The sequence below is a fragment of the Candidatus Kryptoniota bacterium genome (genome assembly GCA_036567965.1).
Classification (GTDB): Bacteria; Bacteroidota; Ignavibacteria; order Kryptoniales; family JAKASW01; genus JAKASW01.
Genome location: DATCTN010000007.1, coordinates 1 through 18,303 on the forward strand (window position 1 = coordinate 1; position 18,303 = coordinate 18,303).

General features: G+C 50.1%; 18 protein-coding genes. 11 read left to right on the forward strand and 7 right to left on the reverse strand.

Annotated elements, in window-relative coordinates:
* Window positions 1-1,010 precede the first annotated feature (1,010 nt).
* The 3 genes from rplU to mdh are packed head-to-tail and all read left to right on the forward strand — an operon-like array spanning window position 1,011 to window position 2,547.
* The gene (rplU, locus tag VIS48_01590) at window positions 1,011-1,322 is read left to right on the forward strand and encodes a 50S ribosomal protein L21 (protein HEY9164832.1); all 312 of its coding nucleotides are present in this window, start codon (window positions 1,011-1,013) and stop codon (window positions 1,320-1,322) included.
* Between the two features lie 10 nt (window positions 1,323-1,332).
* Entirely contained in the window at window positions 1,333-1,602 is a 270-nt protein-coding gene (gene rpmA, locus VIS48_01595; protein ID HEY9164833.1) for a 50S ribosomal protein L27, read from the forward strand.
* Between the two features lie 18 nt (window positions 1,603-1,620).
* Window positions 1,621-2,547, forward strand: coding sequence for a malate dehydrogenase (gene mdh, locus VIS48_01600; protein HEY9164834.1), 927 nt, complete (start codon window positions 1,621-1,623; stop codon window positions 2,545-2,547).
* A gap of 153 nt (window positions 2,548-2,700) precedes the next feature.
* Here mdh and VIS48_01605 read toward each other — a convergent pair whose 3' ends face one another.
* Genes VIS48_01605 through VIS48_01635 form a run of 7 tightly spaced genes read right to left on the reverse strand, consistent with a single transcriptional unit; the run spans window position 2,701 to window position 9,971 of the window.
* Window positions 2,701-3,120: an ATP-binding protein gene (locus VIS48_01605; GenBank protein HEY9164835.1), complete on the reverse strand. Its 420-nt coding sequence runs from the start codon at window positions 3,118-3,120 to the stop codon at window positions 2,701-2,703.
* On the reverse strand, window positions 3,120-4,988 hold the full coding sequence (locus VIS48_01610) for a hypothetical protein (protein HEY9164836.1): 1,869 nt from the start codon (window positions 4,986-4,988) through the stop codon (window positions 3,120-3,122). The genes VIS48_01605 and VIS48_01610 overlap by 1 nt, the downstream gene beginning before the upstream one ends.
* Window positions 4,978-5,733: an ABC transporter ATP-binding protein gene (locus tag VIS48_01615; protein HEY9164837.1), complete on the reverse strand. Its 756-nt coding sequence runs from the start codon at window positions 5,731-5,733 to the stop codon at window positions 4,978-4,980. The genes VIS48_01610 and VIS48_01615 overlap by 11 nt, the downstream gene beginning before the upstream one ends.
* Complete coding sequence (locus tag VIS48_01620; GenBank protein HEY9164838.1) at window positions 5,730-6,716, reverse strand: hypothetical protein; 987 nt, start codon at window positions 6,714-6,716, stop codon at window positions 5,730-5,732. The genes VIS48_01615 and VIS48_01620 overlap by 4 nt, the downstream gene beginning before the upstream one ends.
* 5 nt (window positions 6,717-6,721) lie before the next feature.
* On the reverse strand, window positions 6,722-7,738 hold the full coding sequence (locus VIS48_01625; protein ID HEY9164839.1) for a nucleoside hydrolase: 1,017 nt from the start codon (window positions 7,736-7,738) through the stop codon (window positions 6,722-6,724).
* The gene (locus VIS48_01630; protein HEY9164840.1) at window positions 7,735-8,577 is read right to left on the reverse strand and encodes an NAD(P)-dependent oxidoreductase; all 843 of its coding nucleotides are present in this window, start codon (window positions 8,575-8,577) and stop codon (window positions 7,735-7,737) included. The genes VIS48_01625 and VIS48_01630 overlap by 4 nt, the downstream gene beginning before the upstream one ends.
* Window positions 8,574-9,971 (reverse strand): MBL fold metallo-hydrolase, encoded by a 1,398-nt coding sequence (locus tag VIS48_01635; GenBank protein ID HEY9164841.1) that lies wholly within the window; start codon window positions 9,969-9,971, stop codon window positions 8,574-8,576. The genes VIS48_01630 and VIS48_01635 overlap by 4 nt, the downstream gene beginning before the upstream one ends.
* Before the next feature lie 142 nt (window positions 9,972-10,113).
* Between VIS48_01635 and glgA the strand changes: the two genes are divergently transcribed.
* Genes glgA through VIS48_01675 form a run of 8 tightly spaced genes read left to right on the forward strand, consistent with a single transcriptional unit; the run spans window position 10,114 to window position 18,150 of the window.
* Window positions 10,114-11,598: a glycogen synthase GlgA gene (gene glgA / locus VIS48_01640; protein HEY9164842.1), complete on the forward strand. Its 1,485-nt coding sequence runs from the start codon at window positions 10,114-10,116 to the stop codon at window positions 11,596-11,598.
* Window positions 11,595-12,167: an HAD family hydrolase gene (locus VIS48_01645; GenBank protein ID HEY9164843.1), complete on the forward strand. Its 573-nt coding sequence runs from the start codon at window positions 11,595-11,597 to the stop codon at window positions 12,165-12,167. Before glgA ends, VIS48_01645 begins: the two co-directional genes overlap by 4 nt.
* The gene (locus tag VIS48_01650) at window positions 12,151-13,326 is read left to right on the forward strand and encodes a hypothetical protein (protein HEY9164844.1); all 1,176 of its coding nucleotides are present in this window, start codon (window positions 12,151-12,153) and stop codon (window positions 13,324-13,326) included. The genes VIS48_01645 and VIS48_01650 overlap by 17 nt, the downstream gene beginning before the upstream one ends.
* On the forward strand, window positions 13,323-14,588 hold the full coding sequence (locus VIS48_01655; GenBank protein ID HEY9164845.1) for a hypothetical protein: 1,266 nt from the start codon (window positions 13,323-13,325) through the stop codon (window positions 14,586-14,588). Before VIS48_01650 ends, VIS48_01655 begins: the two co-directional genes overlap by 4 nt.
* Window positions 14,585-15,028, forward strand: coding sequence for a ribose 5-phosphate isomerase B (rpiB, locus tag VIS48_01660; GenBank protein ID HEY9164846.1), 444 nt, complete (start codon window positions 14,585-14,587; stop codon window positions 15,026-15,028). Before VIS48_01655 ends, rpiB begins: the two co-directional genes overlap by 4 nt.
* A 29-nt stretch (window positions 15,029-15,057) precedes the next feature.
* Window positions 15,058-16,380 carry a serine hydroxymethyltransferase gene (gene glyA / locus VIS48_01665; GenBank protein HEY9164847.1) on the forward strand — a complete coding sequence of 441 codons (1,323 nt, stop codon included), beginning with the start codon at window positions 15,058-15,060 and terminating at the stop codon, window positions 16,378-16,380.
* Window positions 16,380-17,162 (forward strand): twin-arginine translocase subunit TatC, encoded by a 783-nt coding sequence (gene tatC, locus VIS48_01670; GenBank protein ID HEY9164848.1) that lies wholly within the window; start codon window positions 16,380-16,382, stop codon window positions 17,160-17,162. Before glyA ends, tatC begins: the two co-directional genes overlap by 1 nt.
* Before the next feature lie 16 nt (window positions 17,163-17,178).
* Window positions 17,179-18,150, forward strand: coding sequence for a polyprenyl synthetase family protein (locus tag VIS48_01675; protein ID HEY9164849.1), 972 nt, complete (start codon window positions 17,179-17,181; stop codon window positions 18,148-18,150).
* Window positions 18,151-18,303: the final 153 nt, after the last annotated feature.

Consider the following 18,303-nt stretch of genomic DNA (forward strand, 5'->3'; position numbering starts at 1 on the left):
TGAGGTCATTGATGACCTGGTCACGGTTCGAACTCTGAGCGTTACTCTTAAACATTGATATTCCAACGGCTATAGCAATACCAACGATAATGACGCCGAGTACGATTAGCAGAAGTTGTTGCTGTCCCATACTTACCTCCTACGGTTTTTAAGATTTGTTAATCAGTGACTCTTGTAATTTATATTAGATTGTCAGGTTTCCCTGAAGTGGAGCCACTGCGAGCACGCATTTATTATAAGGCAATTGTGATGCCAATCAAAATGTACTGTACCATCACCATAATGCCTCAAATTGACAGAAACAAAGGGGAGCAGAGAGAAAATTATTCCTGAGCTTTGAAATAATTACCGTGACGTAATACCGAGATGAGGTTTTGGGAATAGGTCCGCCGCATATCTCCATCACCCCAAATTTCTGCTTCCCTCTATTTACCTCTAAGTGCAGCTGATCAGAAAGCATGCGAGAATATATTTCGGTCATTCCGATCGTTGAGTGTTCGAACAGTTCATGACTGCACAACGCGACACCGACGAAATGGCCAGCGCCGAACCAAATGGACGGCTCAGCCAATGAAAACGAGGCTTATTGTTTACAGGAGATATCATCGTTGCAGATAGGACCGGAAGAAAATGTCAAAGGAGAACCCTAATTCCAGAGAAGTTTCAGCAGTGGGCTACTTTCAAAGTGAAGTGACATTGACAAATTCTCTCACTGTCATTCCCGTCCGACCGCAGATTCGGCGGCCGGATCGTGGGGACGTGCTCTTAGCGGGAATCCATCTCCATTCTCCACCATGGATTCCCGATAGGAGCGTTCGGGAATGACATTTGTGTTTTTTTTGAACGCCGTAGAATACTCAACGATGGGACATTTCAGTAGCGTCAAAATAGCCCACTACCGAAGCTTCCGCATGTCCGCGCTCTATCTGTCGAGCAGCCGATATGTTTTGAATTCCGTTGAAATTTTGGCCTCACGGTAGTATATTATTTCTTAAATTCCCGGAGGTTTAATGCTAGCTGTCGTAGAGATTGCAGGTAAACAATTCAGGATCAGCGAAAACTCGAATGTCGTTGTCCCCCTGCTTAAGGCAAAGGTCGGCGAGAAAGTCAGCTTCGACCAAGTGGTCTATTTGGAATCCGAAACAAATAAGACCGTCGGCAACCCTCTCGTGAAGGGTGCGGTCGTGGAAGCGACAATCGTCAACCACGACAGGGAAGACAAGATCCTTGTATTCAGGAAAAAGAAAAGAAAGAACTTCAAGGTGAAAAAGGGACATCGGCAGGACTACACGACGATCCATATCGATAATATAAAGGCGTAGGAGTTACATCATGGCACATAAGAAAGGCGGCGGAAGTTCAAGGAACGGCCGCGATAGTAATTCGCAAAGACTCGGAGTGAAGACGTTCGGCGGAGAAAATATATCAGCGGGCAGCATTATCGTTCGTCAGCGCGGAACCAAAGTATTACCCGGCGAAAATGTCGGTGTCGCGAAGGATGACAGCCTCTTTGCTTTGAAGGACGGCGTCGTGAAATTCGAGACTTTCAGACGAGTGCGCAAGAGAGTGAGCGTACTTCCTCCGACTCCCCGCAAAATTTAAGTTCAGAAGGACATTTCCATGAAAATCACCGTAGTAGGCGCCGGCAATGTCGGCGCGACCGTGGCTCAACGCCTTGTCGACCGCGAGCTTGCTAACGAAGTCGTCCTCACAGACGTTGTCGAGGGTCTCCCGCAGGGGAAGGGCCTCGATATGCTCGAATCATCACCGGTGCTTGGCAGCGATGTCAGAGTCGTCGGTGCAAACACGTACGACGAAACCGCGAACAGCGACATCATTGTGATTACAGCCGGCATCGCGCGCAAGCCGGGCATGAGCCGGGACGACCTCCTCTCCACCAACGCGGGAGTTCTGAAGTCAGTGACTGAACAGGTTGCTCCGCGTTCACCGAAGGGCATAATCATCGTTGTGTCTAATCCGCTCGATGTCATGGTTTACGTCGCGATGAAGATGAGCGGGTTCGACAGGTCGCGCGTGATTGGGATGGCGGGCGTCCTCGACACCGCAAGGTTCCGGTCGTTCATCGCGGCCGAGCTCAACGTGTCGGTCGAAGGTGTTCAGGCCTTTGTTCTCGGCGGTCACGGTGATTCCATGGTGCCGTTGGTCCGTTACACTTCAGTTGCCGGAATTCCGCTCACTGAAATGATGGACCGCGACAAGATCGAGAAGCTCGTCACGAGGACAAGAAACGGAGGAGCCGAAATCGTGTCTCTCCTCAAGACCGGGAGCGCATACTATGCTCCGTCCGCTGCGGTCGTCCAGATGGTTGAGTCGATTGTTAAGGATAAGAAGAGAATCCTTCCATGCTCTGTCTACCTCAAAGGAGAGTACGGCATGAGCGACGTCGTCATCGGCGTACCTGTGAAGCTCGGCGCGAAGGGGATGGAGAAGATTATCGAAATAAAATTGACGGAAGATGAGAAGAAGGAACTCGCCAAGTCGGCGGAGGATGTGAAAGCCAATATGGCGAAGGTAAAGTTTAACTGACCGGTTGGAATCTCATGTTCATGCAGAACCCGTCCCGCCCCGGACGGGTTTTTTTATTTAAGTGGGTTAAATCTTTATTCTTGCCGGTGAGAAGAGTAACTGTCCCGATTCTTATTGCGAGGGAGAAGATCTGCTAAAGGCGGGCTCGACCCATTATTCCTTATGAAGGGTCAGCTTCATCGTCATTCGCGTTCCGCGCGGGGTGAAATCGTATTTCACACTATCCATCAACGATTTCATAATGTGAATTCCCCTTCCGCTCGGCTTTAAAAGATTCTCCGGTAGAATTGGGTTAGGCAGCGAGCTCAGATCGAAGCCGCCGCCTTCATCCTGGATCGCGACGATTATTACCCCTGCTTCATAATCGACGTCGATAGTTATGTTCTTCGTGGGATCGTGCTTGTTCCCATGCTGTACAGCGTTATTGACGGCTTCACTGGCCGCAACAAGCAAATTGTGCTCGTCGGATTCCGACATCGAAAGTCTCTTAAAAATTTTCTTTAACTTTCGTTCGGCCTCTTTGAACGAAGTATTCTTAGTCTTTATCTGTATGTGTTCGTGCAGTTGGGTCACTAGAAAATGTACGATGCTTTCAATTCGAAGTTAGGATAAACTATCGCGTTTTCCAACGATTGGGTCGAAACCTGGTACCAACCATTTATGAAAATTCTGACGTGCTCCATTTCGACCGTAAAGAAACCCGTCGGTCCGGCATTGGTCTGTCTTAGCGCAAAATTCCTCTCGGTTGCAGTCGTGTAGTCGTACCGCGTCAGAGACAGATATTTGTATCCGACACCGTAGCCGACGTTTCCTGTGAAGTATGACAGGTAAAGCCAGAAGGTCTGGTCCACGAAGTAGTTCAAAGGATATTCGGAAAAGCTCGACCAGTATAACTCTCCCCTAGTATAAAGTTTCACGCTGGCGAGGAGGAAGGCGCTGACCTTTGAAGTCAGTGCCACCCTGGTTGAGTCGAGGAATGATGCCTGCCGGAACGAAAAACTATGTACCTCAGAAAAAGCCTCGTAATCGTAAACTGTGTAGTTGGCGAGAACTTCGAATCGATTGTAGGAATTGACTGTCGATCCCGAGTATATCACTATCGGGAACAGCTTGTAGATAAAATTTCTATTGTTGTTCGCACTTCGCTCCGAGGTGATGTAGACTACGTGTATCAAGTCGCCCTCCGCTCCGACGCCCGCCTGGAAAAACGGACTGAATTCGTTCATTACCTGGAGAGAAAGTGTGTTTGTAAGTTCGTCGCGGTCGTCGAAGTTCAGGTCGCTTGGCGTGTCGTATCTCAGTAGTGACGCGAGTCCCGAAAGATTTGCGGAGAAACTTCCGAAATGAAGAAGGAACTTGCCGGTCAGTGTGTTTCTTGCCTCGAGGCTGTTAAGTTGCGCCTCGTTCGAATCGCGGATCGCCGTAAACGGGTCCACGAGACGAGCATTGATCACTGAGTGAGTCTCGTCGCGCTCGGAGTGTTCCATACTGACAAGAAGAGTGTCCTCGAGAAAGTTTGTGAGGACCTGGCCGAGGAAATCGAAATCGGAAACTCTTATCCTCGTATCGTAAAGTGTGTTCGCGGTGTCGATCGTCGGTTTGTATCTGTAAGTCAAGTCGATCGATCGTTCTCCAAGACTTACCTGGGAATTGAGCTGGAAGAACGCGAAGGGTGTGGACAATCCGGCAAGAAAGTTCTCCCGGTCCTCGTTCCTGCTTTGGATGTTGTTCGTAACATTGTATAAAGCTTCGACCACGGGATCGGCCGGGAAGAAAAAATCTCGGAGTTGTGTGGTGTATGTTCCCTGGAAGTTGACCGATGAACCTGGACTGAAGACCTGGCGGTAGATGACTCCCGCAGCTCTGTCGAAGTTTCTCCTCGGTGAGATCTCTTCATCGTGGATCATTAGGGAAGGGAGGAGGAGGCTTCCGTCGAGAGGAGACAGGATTGAACTTCCGTGCGCGTCGTATGTGATTCCGATGTTCTCCACGCCTGCCTGCCGGTCCCATTTGTTGCCTACAGCTGCTGCGAGGGTGTCGCGCCGAGTCGCGTAAGTGAGGCCTCCAAGGACGGTGGACGCGCCCACCGAGTTCAGTCCGATCTGTCTTGAATCACTGAAGTAATTCGACTGCACCAACCCGAGTCCTGAGATATTGCCGAAAAGCGAGCGCGTGAGCTGGAAGTCTACGCTCTGTTCGTCTCTGATGAGATTCTGCTGCCCTGCGATGAGAACTGAGTGGAAGTTCTCGTCCATCTTTACTCCGTAAGCGTTCGACGACAGGTTTGCGCCCGCCAGCCCGTTCCAGGTAAGCGTATTCAGATTCTGGTCGAAACCTGTCAAAACAGAATTGACGGGCACGACGACATTACTGTCGGGGGTTTGGGAGAACGCATTCGCAGTAAGCAGGAAGACGATCATCGAACAAATGCTAATGCGCATTTCCAAAAAAATCATCTATCAGACGCTGCTCGTTGTGGCTCCCGATGTTATTCATGAAAGTCTGTTCCAGGAACCCGCGGCTCTTGGTAAACTCATCCTTCATGAATTCGTCGGTGATCCGTCCTTTATTGATGAAATACACTTTGTCGCAGACATTCTCCACCAAATCGAGAAGGTGCGAGCAGTACAGTATCGTTCCTCCGCGTGATGTGAACGACTTCATCACTTGCTTTAACGAACTAATTGCCTGTACATCGAGACCGTCGGTGGGCTCGTCGAGTATGAGGACCTCCGGATCGAAGACCAGTGCGAGCGTGAGCGCGACCTTTTGCCTCGTGCCCTTTGAAAGCGAGAGAAGGGCTCTATGGAGATACTCGGCGAATTGGAAAATTTCCGACAAGACTTCGAGCTGCTTACGTGACCGCTTCCTGTCGAACTTCCTCAAGAGCGAAGCAACTTCGATTGTCTCGGCGGGCGTCAATGATTCGTACAGTCTCGGAGATTCGGGAACGTATCCTATTTTCGAACGCCTGTAAATAGGATCTTCCGCGGTCCCGTCTCTGACAACAGTTACTTTGCCGGAGTCCTGCTTTTCCAAACCCACGACGATTCTTGCGGTAGTGGATTTTCCAGCCCCGTTCGGGCCGATATATCCGCACGCACTTCCTCTCTCGACCTTGAAGGAGATCGAGTCGAGCGCGACTGTCCCGGAAAATGTTTTGGTTACGTTACTGAGTTCAATCACTGCGATATCGTAAAACTGAAGACGTTGCTTACTGAGTTCGGGGTAGCCGGGTCGACCGTTGTTGCGGCTACACGCCAGAAATATAACTGGTTGAAGCTAAGCGAGGAACCGGAATAAACAAGTGAGTCCTCTCCTGCAGGAATCGTGGTCGTGAATACCTCGCCGCCTGTAGGCGAGCTGGAGATCAATAGAAGATACCCGGAGCTTCCCGCAACCTGGGTAAACTTGAAAGTCAGCAAGTCGTTGTAATTTATCGACGCACCGGAAGGAGGCGAGACGAGCTGCGGCCTGGCAAGTATCCTGTCGGAAACGGGAAGAGACGCCGCACTGCGCCAGTGATCGAAATCGAAGGCGATGATCTTGTAATAGTAGTCTCTGTTAATGTCGACATGGTTGGTGTCGTCGATGGAATTCGTTACCACCGTTGCGACAAGGTCCGTTTTAGTGAGAGTGTCCGGCTGAAAGTCTGCAGACGTATCTCTGTATACTTCGTAGCCGGCAAGATCTCCGATTTGTTCGGACGACCATATGACACTGACGTATTTTCCGAAATCATCATCGTGACCGTGTACGGTGAGGCCGAGAGGTGCGGGCGGAGCCGAAAAGTTCACGGGTTTTGTGGCCACAAAATTGCTCTGGCCGCTCTCGACTCCGTTGGCGTAGACCGCCGTAACGCTGAGGTAGTAAGTCGAGTCGTAGCTGAGACTGTCTACCAGAAAAGCGTTTTCGGCTGTCTGATCAACCACTTTCTGGTTGCTCCTGCTCGTGCCAAGGTACACGTTATAATATGAGAACCCCACAGCCGTAACCTGATCCCAGAATACAATTATTGTGGCATCTCCCGAAAGATATACCTGCATATTTGAAGGGGGCACTATAATGAAGTTGTCGTTTCCGGTCGGTATTGAAGTCACTTTTCTACAACCTTGCGAGATAATTGCGAATAGAATGAAAGTCGCGAGAATCATTGTCTTGTTTCCCATCGATTTCAGTCAATCATATTTGAAAATCCAGAAACGAATCTCTCACTCAGGCAATTTTCTCTAACGGATTTCCGACTTATGCTGACTCCAAATACTTTGAGTATGAAGTCGCGCATGAAGCCTGCCGCGTCGAATGCGACGGCGATCTCGGAATTGAAGTCTCGTGGATTACCTCTAAGGTCGGCTATCGTCATGCCGGAAGTGTAAACGCCCTTTGTTTCAATTGCAATTCTCGACTTGATGAAGCGAAACCAATTTCCATTTAATGCGGCGGCGATAGCAATCGGATCGTGGAGGAAGCATCCGTCGAGGCGCTCTTTTGTTTTATGATATTGCATGTAGAATTCTACTGCTTGACTGATAAGGTTCTTGAGTTCCCCTTCCAGCTTAGTGGACCGCCGCAGAACTTGATTGAAGAATCTTCGCTTGAGGAAGAGCAGCTCGGTAAGGTCGAGACTGACGAACCGGACGAATATGCCTTGCTCGAGAACGAATGCTGCAGCTTCCGGATCCACTGCGATATTGAACTCGGTGAATGTTGTCGTATTACCATATCCGAAAGTCACTCCGCCCATCTGTATGATCCGACCGACGTTGCGGATCGAGTCAGCGTCCAGCGACACGGCATCTGCGATATTCGTCATGGGACCTATTGAAACGATCGTCAGCTTTCGGCCGTGCTTTCGGGCTGATTCAACAATCATGTCGGCGGCGTTGCCCGGATCGCACCACGATCGCTCTCTGCCGTTCGATTTCCGGTAGTTTCCGACGCCGTCGCCCCCGTGGACTTCCGGCGCTGTCAGCAATTCTCTTGAGCGCGGTGAAGGAGCGCCCATGTAAACGGGGAAGTCGGCGTGCAGTAGTTCTCTCAAAAGCAAGACGTTCTGAGTTACGTCATCGACGTGAACGTTTCCTGACACCGTGGATATCATTTCTATGCTCGCCTCCGGGCAGCTCGCCGCATACATGATCGCGAGCGAGTCGTCCACGCCCGCGTCGGTGTCAATGAGTAATCTAATCACTTGATCGTCTCTGAGACCGTAAACTTCGGCGAATATTTTAACACTACTTTCGCGAGATCGCTTGAGATGAGCGAGCGGGGCGATTTCATCGAATGAACAACCTGTGACTTCGGATAGAACTCGCCGATCAACTCGGCTGAACTCAGTCCGGTCCAATTGTCATCCGCGGTGATGAAGAACCTGTCGAAGCCGTCGCCTTTATACTCCAGGGCTTTTGAAAACGCCTGTGAGACGTCATGAACGTTCACCCAGGCCCAGAGATTCTTGTACCACTTTTCATATTCCGATATGAGTTTTCTGTACACCTCTTTCTCCTTCTCGTCTGGCACCCAGATCCAGGGAAATCGCAGCGCGACAGTCTGTATCTGGTATGCGCGCGAGTAGCTCTTGAGGATTTCCTCGGAGCAGACTTTACTGAGCCCGTAAGGGTCCTGTGGAAGAAGGGGGTGCTGCTCGTCAATTGGAAAATAGTCCGGAGAGGCGGCGCGTCGGGCGAACGCGAACCCGAGAGTCGACTCGCTGGACGCAAGTACAACCTTCTTTATTCCTTTGTCGGCCGCGAACTGCATTACGGTAAAAGTGCCGAGCGTGTTCACCGTGAATACTCTCTCCGCCGGATCATTCAGAGGATGCGGTATGCCCGCGAGGTGGAGTATGGCGTCGAAATGTTCGTCGTGAGCTTTAATTGAGGAAGCATCCGTAAGATCGGCCTCGATAAACTCTACATCGGCTGCAGGCTTCTTCTTGTCGAGAACCGTCACCTCGTAGTCGGTCGCCAGATCGTTCGTTACGTATTTCCCTACGAGCCCCGCTCCACCGGTGATCAGTATCCTTTTCAAATTTCGAATTTGTCGCCTCTCGCCGGAGAATAGACGTTCTTCAATCCGATCTGCCTGAAGCCGTCGGTAAGAGCACTTTGTTCCTCGGTCTCTCCGTGAACAAGGAACACGTTCTGAAGCCGTTTCTTTTCGAAATTGTTCGTGAAATCGACAAGGTCTTTATGATCGGCATGAGCAGAGAAAGAATGCATGGCTACCACCTCTGCTTTCAGCTCGACCTGATCGCCGAAGATCTTCAGCTCCTTTTGCCCGTCCAGCATCCGCCTGCCAAGAGTATCGGGAGCCTGGAATCCGACTATCAGGATAGTGTTATTCGAATTGCCGACGTTATTCGCGAGATGGTGGAGGATCCTCCCGCTTTCACACATACCTGATGCGGAAATGATTACGATCGGTTCCTTTATGTCATTCAACTTCTTCGACTCTTCGACGCTCTGAACATAGTGGATGTATTCGAAGCCGAACGGGTCCTCATGAGCGATCACCATCTTGAACACATCCTTATTGAAGCATTCCGGGTGCAGCCTGAATATCTCGGTGGCGTTTACAGAAAGAGGACTGTCGACGAACACCGGGATTCTCGGAAGGGTCTTTGCCTCAAAGAGCCTGTGAAGCGTGTAAGCTATCTCCTGAGTTCGTTCTACACTGAAAGCCGGGATAATTACTTTCCCGCCTCGCTTTATCGTTTTCATTATGACTTCGGCAAGTTTGGCTTCCATTCCCTCGATTGGATCGTGAAATCGTCCGCCGTAGGTGCTTTCGATCATCAAGGCATCCGCCTCCGTCACTATTTCCGGATTCCTCAGAATCGGCAATCCCCTTCGTCCGAGGTCTCCCGTGAAAAGCAGTATTTTTTCTTTCCCGTTGTCGCTTATCCGCAATTGAACGAGTGCGCTCCCGAGAATGTGGCCGGCGTCCAGAAAAGTCAGCCAGACGCCTTCCGAAACAAGAACCTCCCTGTGGTAGGAAGCGGAGACAAACAGCGGCATCACCTCGAGCGCGTCCTCAGTGGTGTAAATGGGTTGAACCGGCGCCTCCCCCTTTTTCGCGAGTCGCTTATTCAAAAACTCCGCGTCCTGCTCCTGGATCTTCGCGCTGTCTGCAAGCATGATCCCTGCGAGGTCCCTCGTTGCCGGAGTCGCGTAGATCGGTCCCGTGAATCCTTGCTTTACAAGATTCGGGAGATTCCCGCTGTGATCGATATGAGCATGAGAGAGTATTACCGTGTCAATTTCCGCCGGATGGAAGTAATCGAATGTCTTGTTCACCCTGATGCTCTCGGCGCGTTTACCCTGGAAGAATCCGCACTCGAGGAGAATTTTTTTGCCGTTGGCTTGCAAGAGGTGCATGGAACCTGTGACAGTCCGAGCTGCGCCGATGAATTGGATTTGCATTTCGTCCTTCGAAAGAATTTAAGTTGAATATATTTCAACCTCCCAAGTCTTTCAAGATAGGCAAGGTGGTACATTTCAAACCTGGTGACATTGCTTATAAGCCCGATAATTGGTATCTTATGTGAACAAATCTTGGTATGAAATGACGCAACCCTTCAACGTTTTGTTCCTGTCTTCTGAAGTATTTCCATTCGCAAAAACCGGCGGCCTCGCCGATGTGGCAAGCGCGCTTCCCCAGGCGCTCAAGGAAATCGGCAACGATGTCAGGCTTGCAATTCCACGGTACGGGTTTGTGAGTGAAAGAAAATTCCGGATCCACGAGATAATTCGGTTGAAAGATATCGACATTCCGATCGGTAAGAAAACCGCGAAGCTCAACGTCAAGTCGTCGTTCCTCGTTGGCGACAGAACAAAGGTGCAGATCTATTTCATCGACAGCGCCGATTATTTCGGCCGGCAGGGGATTTACCAGGATCCGAGATCGAAGAAGGATTATCCGGACAACGACGAGAGATTCATTTTCTACTCACGCGGAATCTTTGAAATCCTGAAGAGGCTCGGGTGGGCTCCGCATGTGATACACTGCAATGACTGGCAAACCGGTCTGGTTCCGGTTTATCTCAAAAAGATTTACTCGCGCGATCCTTTCTTTAAAAAGATCAAAACTGTATATACCATTCATAATATTTCCTACCAGGGCAATTTTCCCAAAGAGACCTTCCAGAAGACCGGATTGCCTGCCGATGTGTTTACACCCGATGGCGCCGAGTTCTTCGACAAACTCAGCTTCATGAAAGCAGGAATAGTTTATTCGGATTACGTCACGACCGTCAGCTCCACTTACGCAAAGGAAATATCGGAAAGCGAAGAATTCGGCTGCGGCATGGACGGCATTTTGAGAAAGAGGAAGAAGAACTTCACAGGAATCGTGAACGGTATAGATTATTCGATCTGGAACCCCGACATTGATCCGTTCATTCCTTTTAAATACAGCCTCAAAACGGTAGACGCGAAAGTCGAGAATAAGAAGTATTTGCTCAAGAGATTCGACATTAAATACGATCCTCATGTCCCCCTGATCGGTATGGTAACGCGGCTCGTTGAACAAAAAGGGCTGGATCTTCTGATTGACTCGTTTGCAGAACTGATGAAGTTGAACGTGCAGTTGATAGTATTGGGGACGGGCGAGAAGAAGTATCATGCTCAGCTCGAATCGCTCTCGAAAAAATTTGCCGGAAAGTTCGCGCTCGAGCTCGCTTACGACGATGAGCTCGCACATCTCATCGAGGGAGCGGCGGACATGTTTCTGATGCCGAGCAAGTACGAGCCGTGCGGACTCAACCAGCTGTACAGTCTGAAGTATGGTACGGTGCCAATCGTCCGGAGGACCGGCGGGCTCGCTGATACGGTCAAGGAAGTCAACGCGCAGAAGGGGACGGGGACCGGTTTCTTCTTCGATGCCTACACGTCCGGAGAAATGCTCAAGGCGATATCGAGAGCGGTTTCACTTTTCGGAGACGAGAAGAACTGGCAGAAAATCATGAAAAACGGGATGATGGAAGATTTCTCCTGGACGAATTCTGCCAGACAATATTCCGAGCTCTATACCAAGATACTCGAGAAGTGACCCGGGCAATATTCATCGATCGTGACGGGACGATCAATGTTGATAAGGACTACCTTTCTGATCCCGATCAATTGCAATTTATAGACGGCTCGCCTGAAGCGATTTCGTTGGCGAACAGATTGGGTTTGAAAGTGGTTGTAATTTCGAACCAGGCGGGCGTCGCGCGGGGAATTCTTACGACAACTCAGGTCGAAAACGTAAACGCCAGACTTGTTTCCAAGCTCGCCGAAAAAGGAGCGGTAGTGGATGCGATCTATTACTGTCCTCATCATCCTGACTTCGGAGAAAAAATCAAATGCGACTGCAGGAAACCTGACACAGGCATGTTAATGAGAGCAAAACGAGAATTCGACATCGATCTTTCCGGATCTTTCGTAGTAGGGGACAAATGGAGCGACGTTAAGTGCGGACTGAACGCAGGCGCGATGACTTCACTCGTTCTCACCGGATACGGTCAGGAAGATTACGGCCGTTGCATTGCAGACGGAATTAGAATCGATTATCTTGCGAAGAACCTCTTAGATACCCTGGAACATTTTGTAAGAGAGAAAATTGAAGCAGTCAATTAAGATTATTCTTTCAGCACTTGCTGTATCTACATTGTTAACAGGTTGTACGAATAAGATCAATCAATCAGGCTCCTGGCTTGTCACGTACGACAGTACGCTTGCTCCAAGACCTTTTGATTCGATAAAAGACAGTGCCAAGCTTGTGACGAGTCAAATCAACCAAGGCATAGCGGACGGCGCGGGCAGCGAAATACCGATCGGTAAGGTACCGTGGACGGAATCCGATCTTCTCGTCAGATTTTTTGCCGGGCTTGATTCGGTCTACTATGCGGAAACTATTTTGTCGGCGAATATAATATTTGTGCGCGGTCCCGAATATTTCCAACCGTCTGGATACGACGTTCACAATATGCAGTTTGAGGGATTCACGATGGATACGCTCTGGGACCCGCTCACGTATACTGTCGACAGCATCAACGCCCTCGGACGTGGCTCGACTAACATAGTGCTATCGCAATCGATTGTAGATTCCACTGTTTCAATACAGATCGACACTTCGATCGCCCGGCAGTGGGCTGTCGCGCTGTTCGACACGAACGTGAAGAACAATGGCATGATAATCAAACCGGTGAACATGAGCGGTGTCATGTCTTTGTATTCGTCGGCTTTCGGGGTCACCGGCTATATTCCGGTGATGAGCGTCGCTTGTGTGATTAACGGTTTGCTGGATACTATCATTACGACTTCATCGAACGCGATGTCGGCTGCAACTACCACGATCACTTCCATGGCGCCGCCCGGACCCTACAGGATTGTACAAAGCGGCACCGGCCTCCGCGAGTCGGTCCTCTTCGACCTCAGCAGCATACCTAAATTCTCGATCGTGAACTTTGCGCAGCTCACGGTTTACGCTGATTCCCTTGACACACTGTATTCGGGCAATTCCGGCGATTCACTATACGTCTATTACATCGGCAGCTTATCACCGCTGACCTTGAACACCGTAAACAGCGCTCTCAGCACACAGACGGGAAACAAATATGTCTTCAACGTCACCGCGCCGGTGCAGCTGATGATTAACAGAGGAAACAATGGTTTCATGATTACGCGGTACAGCGAGTTGAGCAATCTGGATTCGCGCTTCGTATATGATGAGAACGCTTCCGATTCGCTGAAACCAAGACTTGACATCACTTACGCGCCGGTGATCAAGAAATGAGAAGCGGAATAATCGTAGTGCTTTGTCTTGCAACTGCCGTTTGTGCAGTCAGGGCACAGGACGGCACGCCGCTGTCCGCAGAAGGCGCTGGTATATTTACAAGTTTCGCGGGAAGTCGTTCCGCCGGAATGGGTAATTCAGGTCTCGCACTATCGGGGAACGGCTATCTGAGTCTCCTGAATCCCGCAAGTTGGTCCGGACTGGAGAGCGTGCAAATAACGGCGGCTTTCGGTTTTTCGGGAGTCAGCTCGCAAGACAACAAGATGGGACAGACTTCTTATTATGCCAACGGCAATTTCAATGGCGGAACCTTCGCACTTCCTATCGATCGCGGGCTCGGTATCTCCATAGCGGGGGGATTCGCTCCGCTTACCTCCTACCAGTATCAGATCGTCTCGACCGTGCCGGATACGAGCGGGATTCCCACACATACGTACCTGCGTACGGGAGCCGGGGGACTTGGCGAAGGCTTCTTTGGTGGAACCGTTTCACCTATAAAAGAGTTAAATCTCGGCGCGATGTTCCAGTATGCATTCGGCCGCACGGAATTGACGGGGCAGATCATCTTCGACAGCTCCGGTTACGAAAATTCTTACCTTGACAACAGCATGTACTTGCGTGGGCCGGCCGGTACAATCGGATTCCAGGCTCACGATCTTGATCAGCTGAGCGGCTGGAGTTTTCTAAAGGGAATTAGCATCGGAGGATATTACAGAGGTGCTTTTGACCTTAACGGGACTTCAGCTGTGAGATCTATCTACGCCGCCGATTCCGATTACACATTCACGAGCGGTGCTGCAGGAAGAATTCCTCCTGAATATGGACTTGGTCTCGCCGACAAAATCAACGACGAATTGAGTGCACTACTGGATTTCCGACTCCGGAAACTCTCCCAATATTATGATACTTTTACTTCTGCCGGAACGCTTAAGGACGCCTTGTTCCTGGGCGGCGGTATGGAATATCTGGCAGGGAGGAGTATCGCGACATTATTCCAGCGGAGAGTGCTGCGCGCCGGATTTTACTACCAGGAGACGCAGTTCGAGGTTCCGACTCGATCGGGACAATTGAAACAGCTGGATGAATTATTCCTGACAGCCGGAATTGAAATGCCGATCAGCGTAACCGCTTCGATAGACTTGTCGGCACAATATGGTCTCCGGGGAATCTCGAGCGATTTTCTCTTTCGTGAACATGTCTTCAGGCTGTATCTGTCTATTACGATGGGCGAGGTTTGGTTCAGTCGACCGGAAGGAGAATGACGATGATCGCGCTCGCATCGGATCACGGAGGCTTCTCATACAAGGAAAAGATTAAAAGCGTGCTCGCAGAACTGAAACTTGAATATCGAGACTTCGGTGCGTTCAACGATTCCCCGAGCGACTATCCTGATTTTGCCTACGCTGCTGCGAAAGCGATTTCCGGCGGCGAATGCGATCGCGGCATCATGGTCTGTGGAAGCGGTATTGGAGTGGATATCGTCGCCAATAAGGTGAAAGGTATTCGCTCCGCCCTGTGCATGACGGCCGAGATGGCGGAACTGTCCAGGAAACACAATGACGCGAACGTTTTGAGCCTTGGAGAAAGACTCATCGGCTGGAGCGAGACTGAAGAAATTGTTCGCGTCTGGTTATCGACGCCGTTCGAAGGAGGAAGACACAGCAGGCGGGTCGACAAGATCCATTCGCTTACAGGTTGTTAAGAATTCTCCAATCAAGAGAGGAACCCCTAATGGATGCAGCAGAAATTCTAAGGCAGTCCGATCCTGAAGTATATGCTGCCATAGCCCATGAGACTGAACGACAGAATACTACCATAGAACTTATCGCTTCCGAAAACTTCGTCAGCACTTCGGTTCTTTCAGCTTTGGGAAGCGTGCTCACGAACAAATATGCGGAAGGATATCCTGGAAAAAGATATTACGGCGGCTGCGAATTTGTCGATGTGGCTGAGAACATCGCACGAGACAGGGTGAAGAAACTCTTCGGAGCAGGATACGCGAATGTGCAGCCGCACGCCGGAAGTCAGGCGAACATGGCGGCGTATTTTTCTTTCATAAAACCGGGAGACACGATTCTTGGAATGAATCTTTCCCACGGCGGCCATCTCACTCACGGTTCGCCCGTAAATTTCAGCGGAAAGCTCTTTAATGTCATCCCATATGGTGTCGACAGGAGCTCAGGCAGGATCGACATCTCCGAGGTCGAGAAGCTTGCACGCGAGCACAAGCCGAAAATGATTGTGGTTGGCGCAAGTGCCTATTCTCGAGACATTGATTTCAAATCGTTCCGGGAAATTGCGGATCGGACGGGTGCTTTCCTCATGGCGGATATCGCGCATCCCGCCGGACTGATCGCGACCAAACTCCTCAACGATCCTCTTCCATATTGTCATATAGTGACTTCGACTACCCACAAGACTCTCCGGGGACCGCGAGGAGGACTGATACTTATTGGTGCTGATTATGAAAACCCGTTCGGGCAGGTCGCTCCGAAATCGGGACGTCTCAAGATGATGTCCGAGTTAGTTGATTCGAACGTCATGCCCGGAATACAGGGCGGGCCGTTGATGCACGTGATCGCGGCGAAAGCAGTGGCTTTTGGCGAAGCGCTCGGAGAATCCTACAAGACTTACACAAAACAGATCATTGCGAATGCGCGAAAGCTCGCTGACGAACTTACGAAGAAGGGTTACCAACTAGTTTCCGGCGGAACCGACAACCATCTTATGCTCGTCGATCTGCGGAACAAGAATGTTTCCGGTAAGGATGCCGAGAAGGCACTCGAGCAAAGCGGAATCACGGTAAACAAAAATATGGTCCCATTCGACGACAAATCACCCCTCATCACGAGTGGAATCAGGATCGGCACACCCGCGGTGACGACGCGCGGCTTTACCGAAACTGAAATGGTACACATCGCAACGTTCATCGACACAATAGTCTCGAACATCGGCAACGATAAAGTGTACCGCGAGGTCAGGGAGAACGTCGCTGAACTCTGCGGCAGGTTCCCGCTCTACGATTACGCTAAGGAATTCCCGACGGTTGGTTGATGGAGATGGACACGGCAAATCCCGAACTCGCCGACGTATCTCAGAAAGAAATGTCTTTCTGGGACCACCTCGAAGAATTGAGGATGCGGCTGATATGGTCGCTGGTGGGAATAGCAATCGGGACAATCATCTGTGCCGTCTTCGCAGACGCCATCGTTAATAAATTTCTTCTTTCGCCGGCCATCCACAGCAAGCCGCCGCTCAAGATTCAGAACCTCAAGCCGTACGGCCAGCTCATGCTCTATATGGAGCTAGTGTTCATCGCCGGTCTGATACTCAGTTTACCAAATACTCTCTATCAGTTCTGGAAATTTGTCCAGCCTGCTTTATACCCGAATGAAAGAAAGTACGTCAGCTCTATCGTCTTTTTCTCCACTTTCTTCTTTCTCGTCGGCGGTGCATTCGGATATTTCATATTGATTCCAAACGCTCTCGGATTCTTTTCGGGCTTTGGATCTCCATCTATCGAAAATATCATCGATGTCCAGGCTTATTTCGGTTTCATCACCGGAATGATCCTTGCGTGCGGTGTGGTCTTTGAACTGCCGATGCTCTCTTTCTTTCTCGCAAAAATAGGAATCCTGAGTCCCCAATTTCTGAAGAAGTATAGACGACACGCGATCATTTTAATCCTCCTCGTTGCCGCTGCGATTACACCCGGTCCGGACGTTGCGAGCCAGATCATGGTTGCAATCCCGCTGTACCTCCTTTATGAAGTTTCCATATTTGTCGTAAAGTTTGTGCGGTCGTCGAAAGCCAAGAAAGAGGAGGCAGCATCCTAATTTCGCAAGGTGATCGTTGAATTTAAACGAGATAATACTGCCCGTAAAAGAAGAGATCCGGCAATTCAACGGCGAGTTTAAGACCGCCATCCGTTCTGATATCGGGCTCGTAGATCTCATTGCCCGCTATATCCTTCGTCAGAAAGGGAAAAAGATCCGGCCGCTTCTCGTTCTCCTTTCTGCAAAAGCATGTGGTGGAATTAACCCGAGCACCTACCGTGCCGCCTCCCTGGTTGAGCTCCTCCATACCGCGACACTGATCCACGATGATGTGGTTGACAACGCGGATACGCGCCGCGGAATTGCCTCGATAAATGCCGCCTGGAAAAATAAGACGGCTGTTCTGATGGGGGACTACCTTCTTTCCCGAGGTCTCCTTCTTTCTTTGTTGAACAAAGAATTCAGATTTCTTGAGATCAGCTCGGTTGCGGTAAAAAGAATGAGCGAAGGCGAGCTGCTGCAGATTCAAAAGTCGAGACAGCTCGATATAGATGAGCAGACATATTTCAGAATAATTTCAGACAAGACCGCTTCTCTCTTGTCGACCTGCTGCGAACTTGGAGCAGTCAGCGCTACAGACGACGAAAATGTCGTTGCGGCACTTCGAGAATTTGGTGAGTATCTAGGCATCGCATTCCAGATACAGGATGATATTCTCGACTATGAAGGGAAGAGAGCCACGCTTGGCAAACCAATAGGTGGAGACATCCGTGAGAGGAAGGTAACGCTCCCGCTTATATATGCTATCCAGAACGCGCCGAAGAAAGATGCGAGATCGGCTCTTAGATTGTTGAAGAACGGACGAAGAGGTTCGCGGATCGGGGAAGTCATAGATTTTGCCGAAAACTATAACGGCATTACGAAGGCCCATGAGAAAGCGGAAGAATTTGTCTCGAAGGCAAGAAAGAAGCTTGAGATACTGGCGGATTCTGAAGCAAAGGAATCGCTGATGAAGTTGACTGAATTTGTGCTTGAACGTGTAAGCTGAAAATCTTCGGGCCATTCAGTCCAACTCGTTCAGGAAGCCGGGAAACCACAATCTTGAGACCGGAAATCCACTAAGTTATTGAATTCAGGGGCAAATTCCCTGTCCATCTCATTGCATTCCCCTCTAAAATTTGTTAAATTTAGAAACGATGGG

What these genes read in the sequence shown, in the direction of transcription:
- rplU (HEY9164832.1), top strand. Translation starts at nt 1,011, where the DNA reads ATGCTAGCTGTCGTAGAGATTGCAGGTAAACAATTCAGGATCAGCGAA.
- rpmA (HEY9164833.1), top strand. Translation starts at nt 1,333, where the DNA reads ATGGCACATAAGAAAGGCGGCGGAAGTTCAAGGAACGGCCGCGATAGT.
- mdh (HEY9164834.1), top strand. Translation starts at nt 1,621, where the DNA reads ATGAAAATCACCGTAGTAGGCGCCGGCAATGTCGGCGCGACCGTGGCT.
- VIS48_01610 (HEY9164836.1), bottom strand. Translation starts at nt 4,988, where the DNA reads ATGCGCATTAGCATTTGTTCGATGATCGTCTTCCTGCTTACTGCGAAT.
- VIS48_01620 (HEY9164838.1), bottom strand. Translation starts at nt 6,716, where the DNA reads ATGGGAAACAAGACAATGATTCTCGCGACTTTCATTCTATTCGCAATT.
- VIS48_01635 (HEY9164841.1), bottom strand. Translation starts at nt 9,971, where the DNA reads ATGCAAATCCAATTCATCGGCGCAGCTCGGACTGTCACAGGTTCCATG.
- glgA (HEY9164842.1), top strand. Translation starts at nt 10,114, where the DNA reads ATGACGCAACCCTTCAACGTTTTGTTCCTGTCTTCTGAAGTATTTCCA.
- VIS48_01655 (HEY9164845.1), top strand. Translation starts at nt 13,323, where the DNA reads ATGAGAAGCGGAATAATCGTAGTGCTTTGTCTTGCAACTGCCGTTTGT.
- rpiB (HEY9164846.1), top strand. Translation starts at nt 14,585, where the DNA reads ATGACGATGATCGCGCTCGCATCGGATCACGGAGGCTTCTCATACAAG.
- glyA (HEY9164847.1), top strand. Translation starts at nt 15,058, where the DNA reads ATGGATGCAGCAGAAATTCTAAGGCAGTCCGATCCTGAAGTATATGCT.
- tatC (HEY9164848.1), top strand. Translation starts at nt 16,380, where the DNA reads ATGGAGATGGACACGGCAAATCCCGAACTCGCCGACGTATCTCAGAAA.